Annotated in this window: 12 protein-coding genes; 8 read left to right on the top strand and 4 right to left on the bottom strand. The window is 61.4% G+C overall.

Annotated features, from left to right (window positions below):
* The first annotated feature begins 52 nt into the window (after window positions 1-52).
* Window positions 53-5,584, top strand: a complete 5,532-nt coding sequence (locus HER32_RS14785; RefSeq protein WP_168682420.1) for an alpha-2-macroglobulin — start codon at window positions 53-55, stop codon at window positions 5,582-5,584.
* 56 nt (window positions 5,585-5,640) lie between these two features.
* On the opposite strand, the gene HER32_RS14780 is transcribed toward HER32_RS14785, so the two are convergent.
* A complete protein-coding gene (locus HER32_RS14780) occupies window positions 5,641-6,288 on the bottom strand; it encodes a Uma2 family endonuclease (RefSeq protein WP_168682419.1) in 648 nt (215 codons plus the stop codon).
* 203 nt (window positions 6,289-6,491) lie between these two features.
* Between HER32_RS14780 and HER32_RS14775 the strand changes: the two genes are divergently transcribed.
* Window positions 6,492-6,956 carry a hypothetical protein gene (locus tag HER32_RS14775; protein WP_168682418.1) on the top strand — a complete coding sequence of 155 codons (465 nt, stop codon included), beginning with the start codon at window positions 6,492-6,494 and terminating at the stop codon, window positions 6,954-6,956.
* Between the two features lie 24 nt (window positions 6,957-6,980).
* The gene (pbpC, locus tag HER32_RS14770; RefSeq protein ID WP_168682417.1) at window positions 6,981-9,281 is read left to right on the top strand and encodes a penicillin-binding protein 1C; all 2,301 of its coding nucleotides are present in this window, start codon (window positions 6,981-6,983) and stop codon (window positions 9,279-9,281) included.
* 2 nt (window positions 9,282-9,283) lie between these two features.
* Here pbpC and HER32_RS14765 read toward each other — a convergent pair whose 3' ends face one another.
* Entirely contained in the window at window positions 9,284-9,568 is a 285-nt protein-coding gene (locus HER32_RS14765) for a hypothetical protein (protein ID WP_168682416.1), read from the bottom strand.
* 209 nt (window positions 9,569-9,777) lie between these two features.
* On the opposite strand from HER32_RS14765, the gene HER32_RS14760 reads away from it, so the two are divergent.
* Together HER32_RS14760 and HER32_RS14755 are read left to right on the top strand one after the other, a co-directional pair.
* Window positions 9,778-10,326, top strand: a complete 549-nt coding sequence (locus tag HER32_RS14760; protein ID WP_149072556.1) for a glycine zipper domain-containing protein — start codon at window positions 9,778-9,780, stop codon at window positions 10,324-10,326.
* Window positions 10,327-10,422: 96 nt separating this feature from the next.
* On the top strand, window positions 10,423-10,890 hold the full coding sequence (locus HER32_RS14755; RefSeq protein ID WP_149072555.1) for a YybH family protein: 468 nt from the start codon (window positions 10,423-10,425) through the stop codon (window positions 10,888-10,890).
* Window positions 10,891-10,972: 82 nt separating this feature from the next.
* Here the strand turns inward: HER32_RS14755 and HER32_RS14750 are convergent, their stop codons facing one another.
* Window positions 10,973-11,371, bottom strand: a complete 399-nt coding sequence (locus HER32_RS14750; protein ID WP_232066266.1) for a DUF779 domain-containing protein — start codon at window positions 11,369-11,371, stop codon at window positions 10,973-10,975.
* A gap of 75 nt (window positions 11,372-11,446) precedes the next feature.
* Between HER32_RS14750 and HER32_RS14745 the strand changes: the two genes are divergently transcribed.
* The gene (locus HER32_RS14745) at window positions 11,447-11,821 is read left to right on the top strand and encodes a four helix bundle protein (RefSeq protein ID WP_168682414.1); all 375 of its coding nucleotides are present in this window, start codon (window positions 11,447-11,449) and stop codon (window positions 11,819-11,821) included.
* 67 nt (window positions 11,822-11,888) lie between these two features.
* Here HER32_RS14745 and HER32_RS14740 read toward each other — a convergent pair whose 3' ends face one another.
* A complete protein-coding gene (locus HER32_RS14740; RefSeq protein ID WP_168682413.1) occupies window positions 11,889-13,415 on the bottom strand; it encodes an aldehyde dehydrogenase family protein in 1,527 nt (508 codons plus the stop codon).
* A 203-nt stretch (window positions 13,416-13,618) separates the two neighbouring features.
* Between HER32_RS14740 and HER32_RS14735 the strand changes: the two genes are divergently transcribed.
* Both HER32_RS14735 and HER32_RS14730 read left to right on the top strand, forming a co-directional pair.
* Window positions 13,619-14,548 carry an AraC family transcriptional regulator gene (locus HER32_RS14735; protein ID WP_149072552.1) on the top strand — a complete coding sequence of 310 codons (930 nt, stop codon included), beginning with the start codon at window positions 13,619-13,621 and terminating at the stop codon, window positions 14,546-14,548.
* Between the two features lie 103 nt (window positions 14,549-14,651).
* Window positions 14,652-15,866, top strand: a complete 1,215-nt coding sequence (locus HER32_RS14730; protein WP_149072551.1) for an MFS transporter — start codon at window positions 14,652-14,654, stop codon at window positions 15,864-15,866.
* Window positions 15,867-15,890: the final 24 nt, after the last annotated feature.

The raw sequence follows: 15,890 nt of genomic DNA, 5'->3' as shown, positions 1-15,890 counted from the left end.
CCGTTTTTCCATACCTTCCGGCCTCCATTCAAGCGCCTCCCTATCCATGCTATTGAAAACTTTTACTCGCCTGCCGCTGCTGGTGCTGCTGGCTTTGCTATGCGCCTGCTCCAAGCTGGGCTCCGATACCGAACAAGACCCGAACGGCGAGGAAATTGGCCCGTACCAGAACCTCGTATTTCAGTTCACGGATGCCGTAGTAACGCCCGAGCTGCAGGACCGCTGGGACACGGTGCAGGTAGTGAAGTTCGAGCCTGCCGTGCGCGGCAAGTTCAAGTGGAGCTCCGATAGGGAGCTGATTTTCTCGCCCAGCACCCCATTCCGGCCCAGCACTTCTTTCAAGGCCACCCTGCAAACGGATGCCCTGCCGGAAGGCAAGCGCAACGTAGAGCTGCCCGAGAACCGCCAGAAATTTCACACGCCCTACCTAGAGCTGCAGGAGCCGCAGGCCTTCTGGGGCCGCTCGGAGCGGGCCGCCGGCACCGCCGAGATGCGCGTGGAGCTGCCCTTCAACTACCCCGTGAAGCCCACCGACGTGAAGCCTTTGCTGCGCGTAACCCAGGACGGGCAGCCCGTGGCCTTCGAGGTGGCCAGCAGTGAGCCGGGCCAGACGGTGCGCGTGAGCCTCAACCAGCAGGTGCGCCCTGGCTCCCCGCTCACGGTGGCCCTGGCCCAAGGCCTGCACGCCGTGGGCAGCGACCAGCCCTCCAAGGCCGACTACGAAAAGCAGGTAGAAGTACCCGACCCCCAGGCCCTGGAAGTGCGCTCCATCACGGGCACAATGCAGTCGGCCGACCCGCTGGTGACCATCCTCACCAACCAGCCCGTCACCACGGTGGATTTGCAGAGCGCCCTGTCGGTGTCGCCGCAGGTGGCCTACGAGGTGGAGGAGTTGGAAAACGGCTTCCGGCTCAAGGGCGGCTTCGAGGTAGGCAAAAGTTACCAGGTGAGCTTGCGCCAGGGCCTGCGCGGCGGGCTGGGCGGCATCCTGAACGAGAACTTCACCCAGACGGTAAGCTTCTCCGATGAGCGGCCCACTATTTCCTTCGCCAGCGCCGAGAAGGCCATGTATCTCGATGCCCTGGGCTCCCGCAACCTGGGCGTGCGCATCAACGAGGTAGGGCAGGTGAAGGTGACCATTGCCAAGGTGTACGCCAACAACATCCAGCAGCTTTTGCGCGGGGGCACCCAGTACGGCTACCCCGACTACGATGGGGAAGACTCCGAAGGCTACGAGGAGGAAGGTGAGGACGGCGAGTACGTGGACCGCTCCTTCCAGTACTACGACGTGGAGAATCTGGGCAACGTCCTCACTGAGCGCACCTACACCGTGTCGGGCCTCCCCAAAGCCCAGGGGCTGCGGCTACTGAATCTGAACCTGAAAGACCTGGAGTTTGCGGGCGGGCTGAAAGGCCTCTACATCATCAAAGTACAGGACACCGAGCGGCAGTGGCTGCAGGTAAGCAAGCTGGTGGCCGTGTCCGACATTGGGCTGATTGTAAAGCAGGGCAAGGCCGGCAGCACGCTGGTATTTGCCAACTCCATCCGCAATGCCAAGGCCTTGAGCGGAGTGGAAATGCGCTTTATCAGCACCAACAACCAGGTGATGGGCACCGGCATCACCAACCGTGACGGAGTGGCCAAGTTCGACAGCACCGCCGCCAACGGCCGCTTCAAGCTGGGCATGGTAATGGCCCAGCAGGGCTCCGACTTCACCTTCCTCGATTTGAACCGCAGCCGCGTGGAAACCTCCCGCTTCGAGGTGGGCGGGCTGCAAAGCAACGCCGCCCGCTACCAGGCCTTCCTCTACGGCGACCGGGATTTGTACCGCCCCGGCGACACCATCCAAACCAATACTGTCATTCGCACCGAGGACTGGCAGGCCCCGCCCAAGGGCTTGCCGGTGAAAATCCGGCTGTTGCTGCCCACGGGCAAGGAGTACGCCAGCCTACAGAAGAAACTATCCGGGGCCGGCTCCTTTGAGGCGCGCTTCCTGCTGCCTCCGGCCGTGATGACGGGCCTCTACACCCTGGAAGTGCTGACCGGCAACGACGTGCTGCTGGCTTCGCGCAAGCTCTCGGTGGAAGAGTTTATTCCGGACCGCATGAAGGTGACGGTGAAAACCGACCGCGCCGTGGTGAAGCCCGGGCAGACGGTTTCGGCGCTGATTACGGCCCAGAACCTGTTTGGCCCGCCCGCCGCCGACCGCAAGTTTGAGGTGGAATTCTCCCTCAAGGAAAAGAGCTTCAGTCCGAAAGGCTACGAGCAGTACACCTTCGCCATCAACAGCGGCGACAAGCAGCGCGGGGCCTACGGCGACTTGGAATCGACGCCCATTTCCAACCGCTTCGAGAAAACCACCCGCGAGGGCACCACCGACGCCAACGGCCGCGGCACCGCCACCTACGAAGTGCCCGACTACACCGACCTGGGCACCCTGGAAGGCGCGGCCTTCACCACCGTGTTCGACGAAACCGGCCGCCCCGTGAACCGCCTCGCCACGTTTGAGGTGCAGACCCAGCCGGTGCTGTTCGGTATCCGGAGCGCCGATGATCTGGTGAGCACCGGCAAGCCCCTGGCCGTGCAGCTGGCGGCCCTTACCCCGGCCGGCAAGCCTACCGCGGCGCAGGCCCGGGTCTCCATCGTGCGCCTGCTCTGGGAAACGGTGATTGAGCGCCAGGGCGGCCGCTATATCTACAACTCGCAGAAGCGCGAGCAGCTGGTGCTCAACCGCAGCGTGACGGTAGCCAGCGGGGGGTCTGACGCCGGCCTGGGCTTCTCGCCCACGTACTCCGGCGAGTACGAAATCCGGGTTTCCCGGCCAGGTGCGGTTACGTACGTGGCCCGACGCGTGTACGCCTATGGCTACGGCGACACCCAGAGCAACTCCTTCGAGGTAAACAATGAGGGGGAGGTGACCATTGAGGCCGACAAGCCCAAGTACGAGCCTGGCGACGTGGCCCACCTGCTGCTGAAAACGCCCTTCCCTGGCCGCGTACTCGTGACGGTGGAGCGCGACCGGGTGCTCGAACACTTCTACGTGAACACCGACGAGAAATCGGCGAAGGTGGACGTGCCCATCCGCGGCAACCACGTGCCCAACATCTACGTGACGGCCACCGCCATCCGCGAAATCAAGGACAACCGCCTGCCGCTGACGGTGGCCCGGGGCTTCGTGCCGCTGACGGTGGAGAAGCCCGGTGCGCGCCTGCAGGTGGCCATCAATGCGCCCGCGCAAAGCCGCTCCCGCACCACCCAGCTGATTGAGGTAACCACCGCCCCCGGCGCCCAGGTGACCCTGGCCATGGTGGACGAGGGCATTCTGCAGATGAAGGATTACCAGACGCCCGACCCCTATAGCTACTTCTACCAGAAGCGCGCCCTGGAAGTGCAGGCCTACGACGTGTACCCCTTCCTGCTGCCCGAGCTGGGCTCCAGCTCCACCGGCGGCGACGGCTACGACCTCTCGCGCCGCACCACGCCCGTGCCCAACCGCCGCGTGCGCCTGCTCGCCAAGTGGAGTGGCGTGCTCACCGCCGATGCCAGCGGCAAGGTGCGCTACAAGCTGCTGGTGCCCCAGTTCAGCGGGGCCATCCGCATCATGGCCGTGGCCTACAAAGACGACGCCTTCGGCTCGGCCGAGCACACCATGAAAGTGGCCGACCCGGTGGTTATTTCAACGGCCCTGCCCCGCTTCCTTAGCCCCGGCGACACCATTGACGTGCCCGTCACGCTGACGAATACGACTAAGAACAATTTAAGAGGCACCGTTGCAATCAGGCTGAAACGAGTACCAGATAATAATGCTGCCCACATTATTCCTATCAACTTTGATACGCCTACGCCTGCTACTACCCTTCCTCCTAATGCTGAACGCAGAGTAGTATTCCACTTAGTCGCAGATAAAATTGGTAATGCTCAATTAGAAGTATCCTTTTTACTCGATAAGAAAGTTGATGGAAGTGATGGATTTGGCGAAACCATCGAGCTGCCTATCCGGCCGGCTTCTCCGTTGCAGAAGCGTACTGGCAGTGGCGTGGTAGCAGGCGGCGCGGCCCAGCAGCTGAATCTGAAAACCGACTTTCTGCCTTCCTCGCTGCGGAGCCAGCTGGTGGTGAGCCGCTCGCCGATGACGGAGTTTTCCAAGGACCTGCGCTACCTGCTGCAGTACCCCTACGGCTGCCTGGAGCAAACTGTGTCGGCCGCTTTCCCGCAGCTGTACTACGGGGATTTGGCGGCCACGCTGGGTCAGAAAACCGGCAAGACGGGCAAGGCGGGCCTGTTCAATCCCAACTACCACGTGCAGGAAGCCATCCGCAAGGTGGAAGCCCAGCAGATGTACAATGGCTCCCTCAGCTACTGGCCCGGCGGCGAGTACGACAACTGGTGGGCCACCACCTACGCCGCCCACTTCCTGCTGGAAGCCCAGCAAGCCGGCTTTGATGTAAATAAAAACGTGCTGGACCGGGTGCTGCGCTACCTGCAGGCCCGGGTGCGCAAGCGCGAAACCGACACCTACAACATCATCCAGACCGGCGGCGTGATTCAGCCCGTGACGCTGGCTAAAAAGGAAATTGCCTACTCGCTCTACGTGCTGGCTTTGGCCGGCCGCCCCGATGCCGTGGGGTTGAACTACTACAAAGCCAACCGCCCGCAACTGGCCGAGGACTCGCGCTACCTGCTGGCGGCGGCCTTTGCTCTGAGCGGCAACCAGCGCGGCTACCAAAGCACGGTGCCCACCCGCTTCGGGGCCTCGCCCAGTATTGCCGGCCGTCAGCTCGACGGGGCCTTCTCCTCTCCCATCCGCGACGAGGCCCTGGTGCTCAACGCCCTGCTCGCCGCCGACCCCGCCAACCCGCAGGTAACCACGCTAGCCCGCCAGCTCAGCCGTCAGGTAAAGCAGGCCGGCTGGCTCAACACTCAGGAGCGGGCCTTCTCCCTGTTGGCCCTGGGTAAGCTGGCGAAGAAAAACGCCGGCAGCACGGTAGTGGCTAGCCTGCTGGCAGACGGCAAGGCCATTGGCAACTTCTCGGGCAAAGACCTCACCGTAAGCAACGTGGCCAACCGCCAGCTGGCGTTGCGCACCAGCGGCAAGGGCAGCCTCTACTACTTCTGGGAAACCGAGGGCATTTCGCCCACCGGCCAGGTGCGCGAGGAAGATGCCTACCTGCAGGTGCGTCGCCAGTTCCTAGACCGTAACGGGGCACCCGTGGGCACTACCAGCTTCCGCCAGAACGATTTGGTAGTCGTACGCATCACCATCCAGTCGGCCGAATCAGCCGGGGAAGTGAAGAACGTGGCCATTACCGACCTGCTGCCCGCCGGGCTGGAAATCGAGAACCCACGCATCGGAGCGGTGCGCGACTTGGCCTGGGCCACCGACGCCGCCCAACCCGACTACCTCGACGTGCGCGACGACCGGATTAACCTGTTCACCACCGTCACGCCCGCGCCCAAGGCGTTCTACTACCTCTGCCGCGCCGTAAGCAAAGGCACGTTCAAGCTCGGCCCCGTCAGTGCCAATGCCATGTACAACGCCGAGTACCACAGCTACAACGGCAGCGGCGTGGTGCGCGTGCGGTAACCTAAAAAACGGTCATCCTGAGCGGAGCGAAGAACCTTATCACGTAGGTAAAACGCTTACGTAATGAGGTCCTTCGCTCCGCTCAGGATGACAGGTGGGTTTATATTTTCCAGCCCCTCAAACACCTCAGCCCACTCTATTTCCACGCCGGGCAGGGTAGCTACCGGAATTAGGCCGGGCTGATAGAACTCACCTTGCAGCTCGTATCGGTCGTTTTGGAGTGTGTAGACGATGACGTTTTTCTGGCCGGGGTCTACCATCCAGTACTCCTGCACACCGTTTTCCTCGTAGAGGTCGAACTTGGTTTTGCTGTCGTGGGCGGTGTTGCCGGGGCTCAGGATTTCGATAATCCAGTCGGGCGCACCCACGCAGCCGTACTCGTCCAGCTTGGCCAGGTCGCAAACTACGCAGAGGTCGGGCTGCACCACGGTGGTCGTCTGGGCGTCGCCGTTGGCGGAGGTTTTGAGTAGGCGAACATCAAACGGCGCGGCGAAGCCCCGGCAGGTCTTACTGCGCAAGGCTGTTCTGATTGCTCCTCCCAGGTTGAAGGAAATAGATTGGTGCCGTACGCGCGGGGTGGGGCTCATACGGCGCACTTTGCCACGAATCAACTCCACAAACTCATCCAGCCGCCACGTGAGGTAATCGGCATAGGTGTAGGTTTTGGTGAGGTCGAGCTGGGAAATATCGGTGATGACGGGCATGACGGCGGCAATGGAATAGAGAACAGAACGAATATACGGCTAACCCGCTGCTGAAGCCTTGCGGGCAGTACCTATCTTGCCATGTCGAAACAACACAATAGCCCTGGCTTGGTGTGATAGTTGAGGCCGCTACCTTCCGCTATTTTCAGGCCAACCGTGGGCAAATTGACGCCGGCTAAACATCTTAAACCCACTACTCGCTCATGCAGGATGACCGGCAACTGATTGGTGTCCTTTTCGTGCTCCTGCTGGCCATTGGTACCCCGGGGTTTCTGTTGCTGCTGGCGTTTCTGCGCCGCCGCCATCCGCGGCGGTTGGCGCCGGGGCTGGTCATTGGGCTGACGCTTGCCCCTTTGTTGCTAGTGGCGGCAGGTGGTTCTCTCTGGCTTTTTCTGCATTATACCCACCAGAAATTCAACCCCGACTATTGGGACGGGCACCCGATGGAGCGGTACACAATGCGGCAAAACCTGATTCAATCCCGGCGCCTGATTGGCCTGTCGCCCGTCCAGGTGCGGCAGCTGCTGGGAGAATCAAGCCTTGCTGGTAGCTCCATGCCCAACAAGCTGCTCTACCCCGTCGGCTACCCGCCTTCCCTAACTACCCTGGACCGCCCGGAGGTTCTGACTATTTGGTTTCGTAATAGAAAAGCGGTGCGTGTACAATAACGCCTCTTGGCATCCTTGCAAAGCATGAAACGTCGCCCCGTTTACCGCTTGCTGACGAGCTTCGGCTTGTTGCTGCTGCTCTTGTTGGGGCTGGACTGGGCGTTTCCGCTGCCGCCCGCGCCGCAGTACTCGCCCCTGGTGCTGGCGGCCGATGGCGCGGTGCTGCACGCCTACCTCAACCCTACCCAGAAGTGGCGGATGAAAACCGAGCTGCGCGAGATTACGCCCGTACTGCGCAAGGCCATTATCGAGAAGGAAGACCGGTGGTTTCGGTGGCACTTTGGGGTGAACCCGGTGGCGCTGGTGCAGGCTGCCGGGCGCAACCTGTTTGGCAAGGGGCGCACCACCGGGGCCAGCACCATTACCATGCAGGTGGCGCGGCTGCTCGAACCCAAGGAACGTACCTTCCCAAACAAGCTGCTGGAAATGCTGCGCGCCACCCAGCTGGAGGCCCACTACAGCAAAGACGAGATTCTGCAGCTTTATCTCAACCTGGTGCCCTACGGCGGCAACGTGGAGGGCGTAAAGTCGGCGGCCCTGCTGTACTTCCAGCACCCCCCCGACTACCTTTCCCTGGCCCAGACCGTGACGCTGGCCATCATTCCGAACCGGCCGCGCGGGCTGGTGCTGGGCAAGAACAACGCGGCTGTGCTTCAGGAGCGCAACCGATGGCTACGGCGCTTCGGAGCGGCCGGGCTTTTTCCCAAAGACGATGTGGAAGATGCCCTGCTGGAGCCCCTAGACGTGCAGCGCCACGCCGCGCCTGTGCTGGCCCCCCACCTTTCGCGCCGGCTGGTGCGGCAGTTTCCGCGGCAGGCCATCATCCGCAGCAGCCTGCAGCGCAGCAAGCAAAGCAAGGCCGAAGACCTGACGCGCAACTACGTGCGTCGCCTCCACGAGCTGGGCATCACCCAGGCGGCCGTGCTGGTAGTGAACAACCGCACCCGGCAGGTGGAAGCCTACGTGGGCTCGGCCGATTTCCGGGATTTTGCGAGCCAGGGGCAGAACGACGGCGTGGTGGCCGTCCGCTCCCCCGGCAGTACGCTCAAGCCCTTTCTGTACGCCCTGGCTATGGACCGCGGCCTCGTCACGCCCAAGCTCTTGCTGCCCGATGTGCCCACCAACTTCCAGGGCTACCGCCCCGAGAACTTTGACAAGCACTGCAGCGGCGAAGTGACGCTGGAGCGGGCCCTGGCTTTTTCGCTCAACATCCCGGCCGTGCGCGTGCTCAACCAGCTGGGCGTGCCTACTTTCACCGATAAGCTCCGCCAGGCCGGCTTTCAGAGCGTCACGCGCAACCGCGCCCGGCTGGGCCTTAGCAGTATTCTAGGCGGCTGCGGGGCCAACTTGGAAGAATTGACGAACCTCTACGTGACGCTGGCCGCTGCGGGAAAGTATGCGCCACTAAGCCTTGTGTCTGCCCCATTCAGCAAGCGGAAGACGGCGCTATTTTCGGAAGCTTCCGCCTTTCTCACCACCGACATCCTGGCCCAGCTCACGCGCCCCGACCTCCCGCTTGGCGCGGCCAGCAGTATGCGCCTGCCCAAAGTTGCCTGGAAAACCGGCACCAGCTACGGCCGCCGCGACGCCTGGAGCATTGGCTACAACCGGCAGTATACCATTGGCGTGTGGGTGGGCAACTTCAGCGGCCAGGGCAGCCCGGCCCTCACGGGCGCCGACGTAGCCACGCCCCTGCTCTTCGACTTGTTCAACACCCTGGCTTACAACTCGCCCAACGACTGGTTTGTGCCGCCCGCTACGCTGGACTTCCGGCTGGTATGCGCCGAAAGCGGGCTGGTGCCAGGGGAGAACTGCCCCAATCAGGTTATCGACTATTTCCTGCCAGGTATATCAAACGGGCTACGGTGCCAGCATGTGCGGGAAGTCCTCGTGTCGGCCGATGGGAGCTTTACGTACTGTCGTACCTGCGCCCCGGCGGCGGGCTACCGGCGGGAGCTGTACCCGAATCTGCTGCCGGAAGTGGCGGCGTATAAGGAAGACCAGGGCATTCCGTACCGACGACTGCCGCCCCACAACCCGCAGTGCCAGCTGGTGCGCGGCACCGAGCGGGCGCCTACCATCACCTCCCCGGCCGCCAATACCGAGTACGTACTCAACCGCCACGAGCAGCAGCAACTGCTGCTTTCCTGCACCACGGACAACGAAGTGCGCCAGGTGCACTGGTACGTGAACGACCAGTTTCTGCGGACCGCCGCGGCTACCGAGCGGGTGTTCTTCCGGCCCCAGCCCGGCCCGCTCAAAATCTCCTGCGCCGACGACCACGGCCGCAACACCGATGTGCTGGTGACCGTGACGGAAATGTAAGCTTACCAAGCGGCCTCCTCGCCCGCCCACCATACTTCGGTACCGGCCGGCACGGGCGCAGCTTCGGCGTGGGTAAGCAGTAGCGCCCGCGTGGTTGAGCTTTCTGTTGTTGTGGAGGCTTCCCTGGATACTTCTTCCACCGTAGCGGTGGCAGCCTCCACGCGCCCATCGGGGTAGCGGAGCTGCACGGCCAGAGCGCTGTGCAAGGCCAGCTCACTTAGCCTCGATACCATGGTTTCGGCCAGTAGCAACACGCCTAAACCCGGCAGGCTAAAACTTTTTTCCACGCGTAGCAGGCAGTGCTCCTTCATCCCACGCTGTACGTAAATAGTGGCTATTCCAGCGCAGTAAGCGGCCATTTTCATTATATCAAGACAATTATATATAAATGACAAAACCCGGAACCCAACCGTTCCTTGGGCCGTACTGGCATGGTGCTTGTAAAATCCCTCCCAGAATCAACAAGTACACCTCTGACCCTTAATAGTCTTTCGTCATGAAAAAGATCAGCTGGATTTTCGCCCTCGTCATACTCTTCACCTCGGTTTTCGGTGAGTTTGCCCACGCCCAGGATAAAAAGAAAGTAAGCCCACAAGCCAAAGGCGCCATCATTGGTGGCCTGGGTGGGGCCGCAGCCGGCGCTATTATTCATAAGCGCAACCGGGTTGTAGGGGGTGCAGTAGGTGGCGCCGCCGGTGCCGGCGTAGGCTACGTAATTGGGAAGCGCGTCGACAACAAGCGCAAGGCGGAAGCCGCCCGCGTAGCCGCTGCCAACCGGGCCGCCGCCGACCGCGCTGCTTACCGGGCCAGCGTAGCCCGCGCCAACCAAGCTAAAACCACCACGGTAGCTACCAAAACTTCGGCCGCTGCTCCCATGGCCCTGGCTGCCGGTGCCGGCGTAGGTGCTGCTATGCTGTATGATGCCAACGGCAACCCCGTACCGTATGGTACCAGCGCCAGCGGCCTTGCCTACCTGCCCAACGACTCCTACGGTGACCGTGACTCGGCTTATCCCGATTCGCAGGTTCGTCGCAAGAGCTGGTAATTGCTCCCGAGTCTTTCTGTTTCCAAACCCAGGCCTGCGGGCCTGGGTTTTCTGGTTCTTTTCTCTCCCTTTCTCCCTCACCAACACCCTGTTCTCATGCGTTACTCCCTCCTGGCAGGCCTCGGTTTTGCTTTGCTGAGCGCCTGCACCCAAACCAAGAAAGAAGACACCGCCGCGGCCGTCGATGTACACGCCCTCAACCAGCAGTTCATTGGCGCCTGGAACAGCCGCAACACCACCCAACTGGATACGCTGCTGGCTGATGATGTGCAGTACCTGCAAGGCGAGTCGCACTTCAGCGGCAAGTCGGAAGTGTCGGATAAGTGGATCCGCGAAACCGTGGGCACCATCAACGACCTCAAGCTAAGCCCCGTGAGCTCCGGCAACGACGCCGCCACGGCCTACGAGGCCGGTACCTTTGAGGTGGAAGTAGTGCCCGAGGACCGCACCCAGCCCCGCGGCATTGGCGAAGGCAACTTCATCCTGCTCTGGAAGAAGAACGCCAAAAACGCCTGGAAGCTGAGCTACGCCCAGCTCGAAGGCCTGCCAGTGCGCGTGAAATAGCTCGTTGCGCTCGGCTATACACCAAGAATGCCCCGCTGGCTGAGCCAACGGGGCATTTTGTGTTTAGGCAGGTCGCCTTTTCTTACTCCACCACGTGCTCCAGGTATTCTTCTCCATCGTACACGGGAGCCATGTTTTGCTCTTCTTCCTCGGTAAACAGGCGGGAGCGAATCAGAAACCGCACGCCCAGCGGAATTTCCAGGGAAAAGCTGGCGCCGCGGCCCTTTACCACATCTACCGTAAGCTGGGTGTGCTTCCAGTATTCAAACTGAGCGGCACTCATGAAAAAGTCGCAGCCATGAATCTGGCCCAGCCACACGTCGTTGGTGCCCACCCGAAACTCGCCCTTGGCAAAGCACATGGGCGAAGACCCGTCGCAGCAGCCCCCACTCTGGTGGAACATAAGTGGGCCGTGCTCGTCGCGCAGCACATCAATGGTAGCTTCGGCAGCAGGGGTTACGAGGACGCGGGGAGTAGGCAAGTTCAATGGGTGAATGGGTGAATGAGAAAATGTGTGAGTTGGGCTACTTTGGAGAATGAACTTCATGCTGTTCTTATGCCCTATTCGTCAAAAGCCGAGTTCGTTGAGGCATTTCGTCAACGAACCAAAACGGCCGCAGTTCGGATTATCAAGCTATACCAAAGCCTGCCTGCTACTGCAGAATCCCAGATTCTGGGCAAACAGTTGCTTCGTTCGGCCACATCGGTAGCAGCTAACTACCGGGCGGTTTGCCGCGCACGCTCAAGTCAGGAACAATACGCTAAACTGTGCATCTGCGTCGAGGAGGCTGACGAAAGCCTGTTTTGGCTAGAACTCTTGGATGAAGCAGGAATCATCCCCCAAAATAGACTGGCCGATTTGCGCCAGGAATACCTGGAAATCGTAATGATCCTGGAAAAAGCACGTAGCACACACCGGAGCAATAAGTGAATGGGTGAGTGGTCGAATGAGTAATTGTTCATTCACTCATTCGACCACTCACCCATTCACTTATTGCTTAAAAGAAGCCCAGCTTCTGCTGGCTGTAGCTGATGAGCATGTTCTTATTCTGGCGGTAGTGGGCCAGCATCATCTTGTGGTTTTCGCGGCCGAAGCCCGAGGACTTGTAGCCACCGAAGGGCGCACCGGCGGGGTAGTCGTGGTAGCAGTTCACCCACACGCGGCCGGCCTGAATGGCGCGGGGCACCTGGTACAGCTCGTGGGCGTCGCGCGTCCAGACGCCGGCACCCAGGCCGTAAAGCGTGTCGTTGGCCAGCTCAATGGCTTCTTCAGTGGTTTTGAACGTCGTCACGGACACCACCGGGCCAAAAATTTCTTCCTGGAAGATGCGCATCTTGTTGTGGCCCCGGAAGATGGTGGGCTGAATGTAGTAGCCCTCGGCCAGGGCGCCGTCTTCTTGGGAATAGGCCTCACCGCCGGTCAGCACTTCGGCCCCTTCGGCCTTGCCGATTTCCAGGTAGCTCAGGATTTTCTCGAACTGGTCGTTGCTGGCCTGGGCGCCCATCATGGTTTCCATATCCAGGGGGTTGCCCAGCTTAATGGCCTTCACGCGGGCAATGACGCGCTCCATGAACTCGTCGTAGATGTCTTCGTGCACCAGCATGCGCGAGGGGCAGGTGCAGATTTCGCCCTGGTTCAGGGCAAACATCACAGCGCCTTCAATGGCTTTGTCGAGGAAGTCGTCGTCGGCGTCCAGCACGCTCTTGAAGAAGATGTTCGGCGACTTGCCACCCAGCTCCATGGTCACGGGAATCAGGTTTTCGGCGGCGTACTGCATGATGAGGCGGCCGGTGGTGGTTTCGCCGGTGAAGGAGGCCTTCTGGATGCGCGGGGACGAGGCCAGTGGCTTACCGGCTTCCAGCCCGAAGCCATTCACCACGTTCACCACGCCGGCGGGCAGCACGTCCTGGAGCAGCTCCATCAGCACCATAATGCTGGAGGGCGTTTGCTCGGCGGGCTTCATTACCACGGTGCAGCCAGCAGCCAGGGCCGGGGCCAGCTTCCAGGTCGCCATCAGGAGCGGGAAGTTCCAGGGAATAATCTGCCCAATCACGCCCAGCGGCTCGTTGATGTTCATCGACACGGTGGTGCTGTTCAGCTCCGTCACGTTGCCTTCCTCAGCCCGAATTACGCTGGCAAAGTAGCGGAAGTGGTCCACCACCAAGGGCAAATCGGCCAGGGTAGTTTCGCGGATGGGCTTACCATTTTCCACGCACTCCACGGCGGCCAGGTGGGGCAGGTTTTCCTCGATGATGTTGGCAATCTTATTGAGCAGGTTGCTGCGCTCCGTAGCGGAGGTTTTGCCGTAGGTCTCGAAGGCCGCGTGGGCCGCGTCGAGGGCCAGCTCAATGTCTTCCTTGGTGCTGCGGGCTACCTTGGTGAAGACCTTGCCATCGATGGGCGAAATATTGTCGAAGTACTGGCCCTTGACCGGGGCCACCCATTTGCCGCCGATGAAGTTATCGTAGTGCGGCTTAAACTGGGGACGAGCAACGAGCGTGGTGGGTTTTTCGAGGGTTTCCATACTGCGTGGAATTAGAGGAGTTTTGGGATAGTCCAAGCTAGGGCCTTCGGGGGCCGAAACAGGTGTAGTATTGTCTCACAAAAGCCGCCTATCGTCGCAACTTCTCGCCGAGGCCACAGTTCAGCTATAGCCTACTTAGTGAGGACTCACTATCTTGTAGTTCGACTTCCCGTTGTCATCCTGGTTTGTTTAGCTAAAGCCTCATGCCAAACCCTCATCTGCCCGCTCCCATCGCGCTGCGCGCGCCCCAGCAGCTCACGTCGTTGGTTGAAAACCGCACGGTGTATTCGCTGGAGGCCTTTGAGCTGAACGTGTTCGAAACCCACCGCCAGGCTCATCAGGTCCCGCTCAGTATGGGACACGTGGTGCTGACGACCATGCTGCGCGGCAAAAAGGTAATGCACCTGCCTGGCCGCCCCGCCTTCGAGTACTTGCCCGGGGAGTCGGTAGTGGTAGGTGAAAACGAGACCATGGTGATTGACTTCCCGGAAGCCGATGAGGAACACCCCACCCAGTGCCTGGCCGTGGCCATTCCCACGGATACCATCCGGCAGACGGTGGATTTGCTGAACGAGGAGCAACCCCGCGCCGAGGCCCACCTGCCCTGGCACCTCGATACCACCGACCACGCTCACTTCCGGAACACGCCCGAGCTCACCGGCACCCTGGAGCGCCTGGTGCAGCTTTCCCACGATACCGGCCGGGTAAAGGATGTGCTGGCCAACTTCACCATCCAGGAAATGCTGGTGCGCCTAATGCAGACCCAGGCCCGGCAGCTGCTGTTTCAGAACTACCAGCGGCACGCCACCTCTCACCGGTTTGCGGCCGTGGTGCAGTACATCAAGCAGCACCTCACCGAGCAGATTACTGTGGAGAAACTCTCGGAGCTGGCCTGCATGAGCAAAGCCACGTTCTTCCGGGTATTCAAGCGGGAGCTGGGCCTCACGCCGGTGGAGTACATCATTCAGGAGCGGCTGGCTGAGGCCAAGCGCCTGCTGCGCAACCCCGTCGCCACCGTGGCCGACGTATGCTTCCGGGCGGGCTTCAACAACACGGCCTACTTCCAGAAGCTCTTCAAACAGTACGAAGGCATCACGCCGGGCCTGTACAAAAAGCAGTGCGTGGTGGGCTAAGCGGCTCCGGCTACTACCGCCGACTGCAACCTTCGGCGCCGGAATCGGTTAGTAGGGGCTGTTTGGCCCGCCGCTATGCTGCGGCGGCCGACAGTATCTGCTTATGCTTTCTTCTGTTCCTGCGGCGGCTTCGGCCCCCGCCGAAAAGCTTCCGCCTCCTACAAGTCCCCCACTCGCGCCCAGCTTGGTTTGGCTGATGGCCGTGACCTGCGGGCTGGTGGTGGCTAACATCTACTACAACCAGCCCCTGCTGGCCGAAATTGCCCGTGACTTCCGCCTTACCGAAAGCCGGGCCAGCCTGGTAGCTACCACCACGCAGGTGGGCTACACGCTGGGGCTGCTGTTTGTGGTGCCGCTCGGGGATAAGCGCGAGCGAAAAAGCCTGATTCTGGGGCTGCTGCTGTGCGCGGCGGTGTGCATGGCGGGTGCCGCCTTCGCGCCCACGTTCCTTATGCTGGTGGGCACCAGCTTGCTGATCGGGCTGTTTTCGGCGGTGCCGCAGCTGCTGATACCCATGGCGGCTTCGCTGGCCAGTGAGGAAGAGCGGGGCCGCGTGGTGGGCCGCATCATGAGCGGCCTGCTGATTGGCGTGCTGCTTTCCCGCACCATCAGCGGCTACGTGGGCGCCCACTTCGGCTGGCGCAGCATGTTTTGGGTAGGCGCCGCCGTGATGGTAGTCCTCACGGCGGTGCTGGCCCGTATGCTCCCGCGCAATCAGCCACATTTCCCGGGCAGCTACGGCAGCCTGCTTCGTTCCCTGGGCACCCTTATTGGTGATTTGCCGGTGCTGCGCCGCTCGGCCCTGGTGGGGTTGTGCTTGTTTGCCGGCTTCAGCGCCTTCTGGACGACGCTCGTGTTTTTCCTGGAAAGCCCTGCCTACCGCTACGGCAGCGAAGTAGCCGGCTTGTTTGGCCTCATTGGGGCCAGCGGCGCCTTTGCCGCTTCCTTTGCCGGCAAATCGGCCGACCGCAAAGGCCCCGACTACGCCCTGAACCTGGGCGTGCTCTTGTTTATGGGCGCCTACGTGGTGCTGGCTTTTGGCGGGCAGTACCTGGGCGTGCTGGTGCTGGGTGTGCTGGTACTGGATGTAGGCCAGCAGATGGCGCACATTTCCAACCAGGCCCGCATTTTCTCTTTGCTGCCCGAGGCTCGCAGCCGCCTCAACACGGTGTATATGACGGCCTGCTTTATCGGGGCCTCGCTGGGCTCCTTTCTGGGCGGGCAGGCCTGGGCGCATTTCCACTGGTGGGGCGTGTGCGGGCTGGGCCTGGCCTTTGTGGCGGCGGCTTACCTGATAAACCGCTGGTACGGCCGGTAGCCAGCCGCTTGCTTTCACCGTTTC

The organism is Hymenobacter sp. BT18 (assembly GCF_012273015.1).
In the GTDB taxonomy this organism is placed as follows: domain Bacteria; phylum Bacteroidota; class Bacteroidia; order Cytophagales; family Hymenobacteraceae; genus Hymenobacter; species Hymenobacter lutimineralis.
The sequence above is the reverse complement of the archived record's forward strand: the minus strand, read 5'-3'. Positions and strand labels throughout refer to the sequence as shown.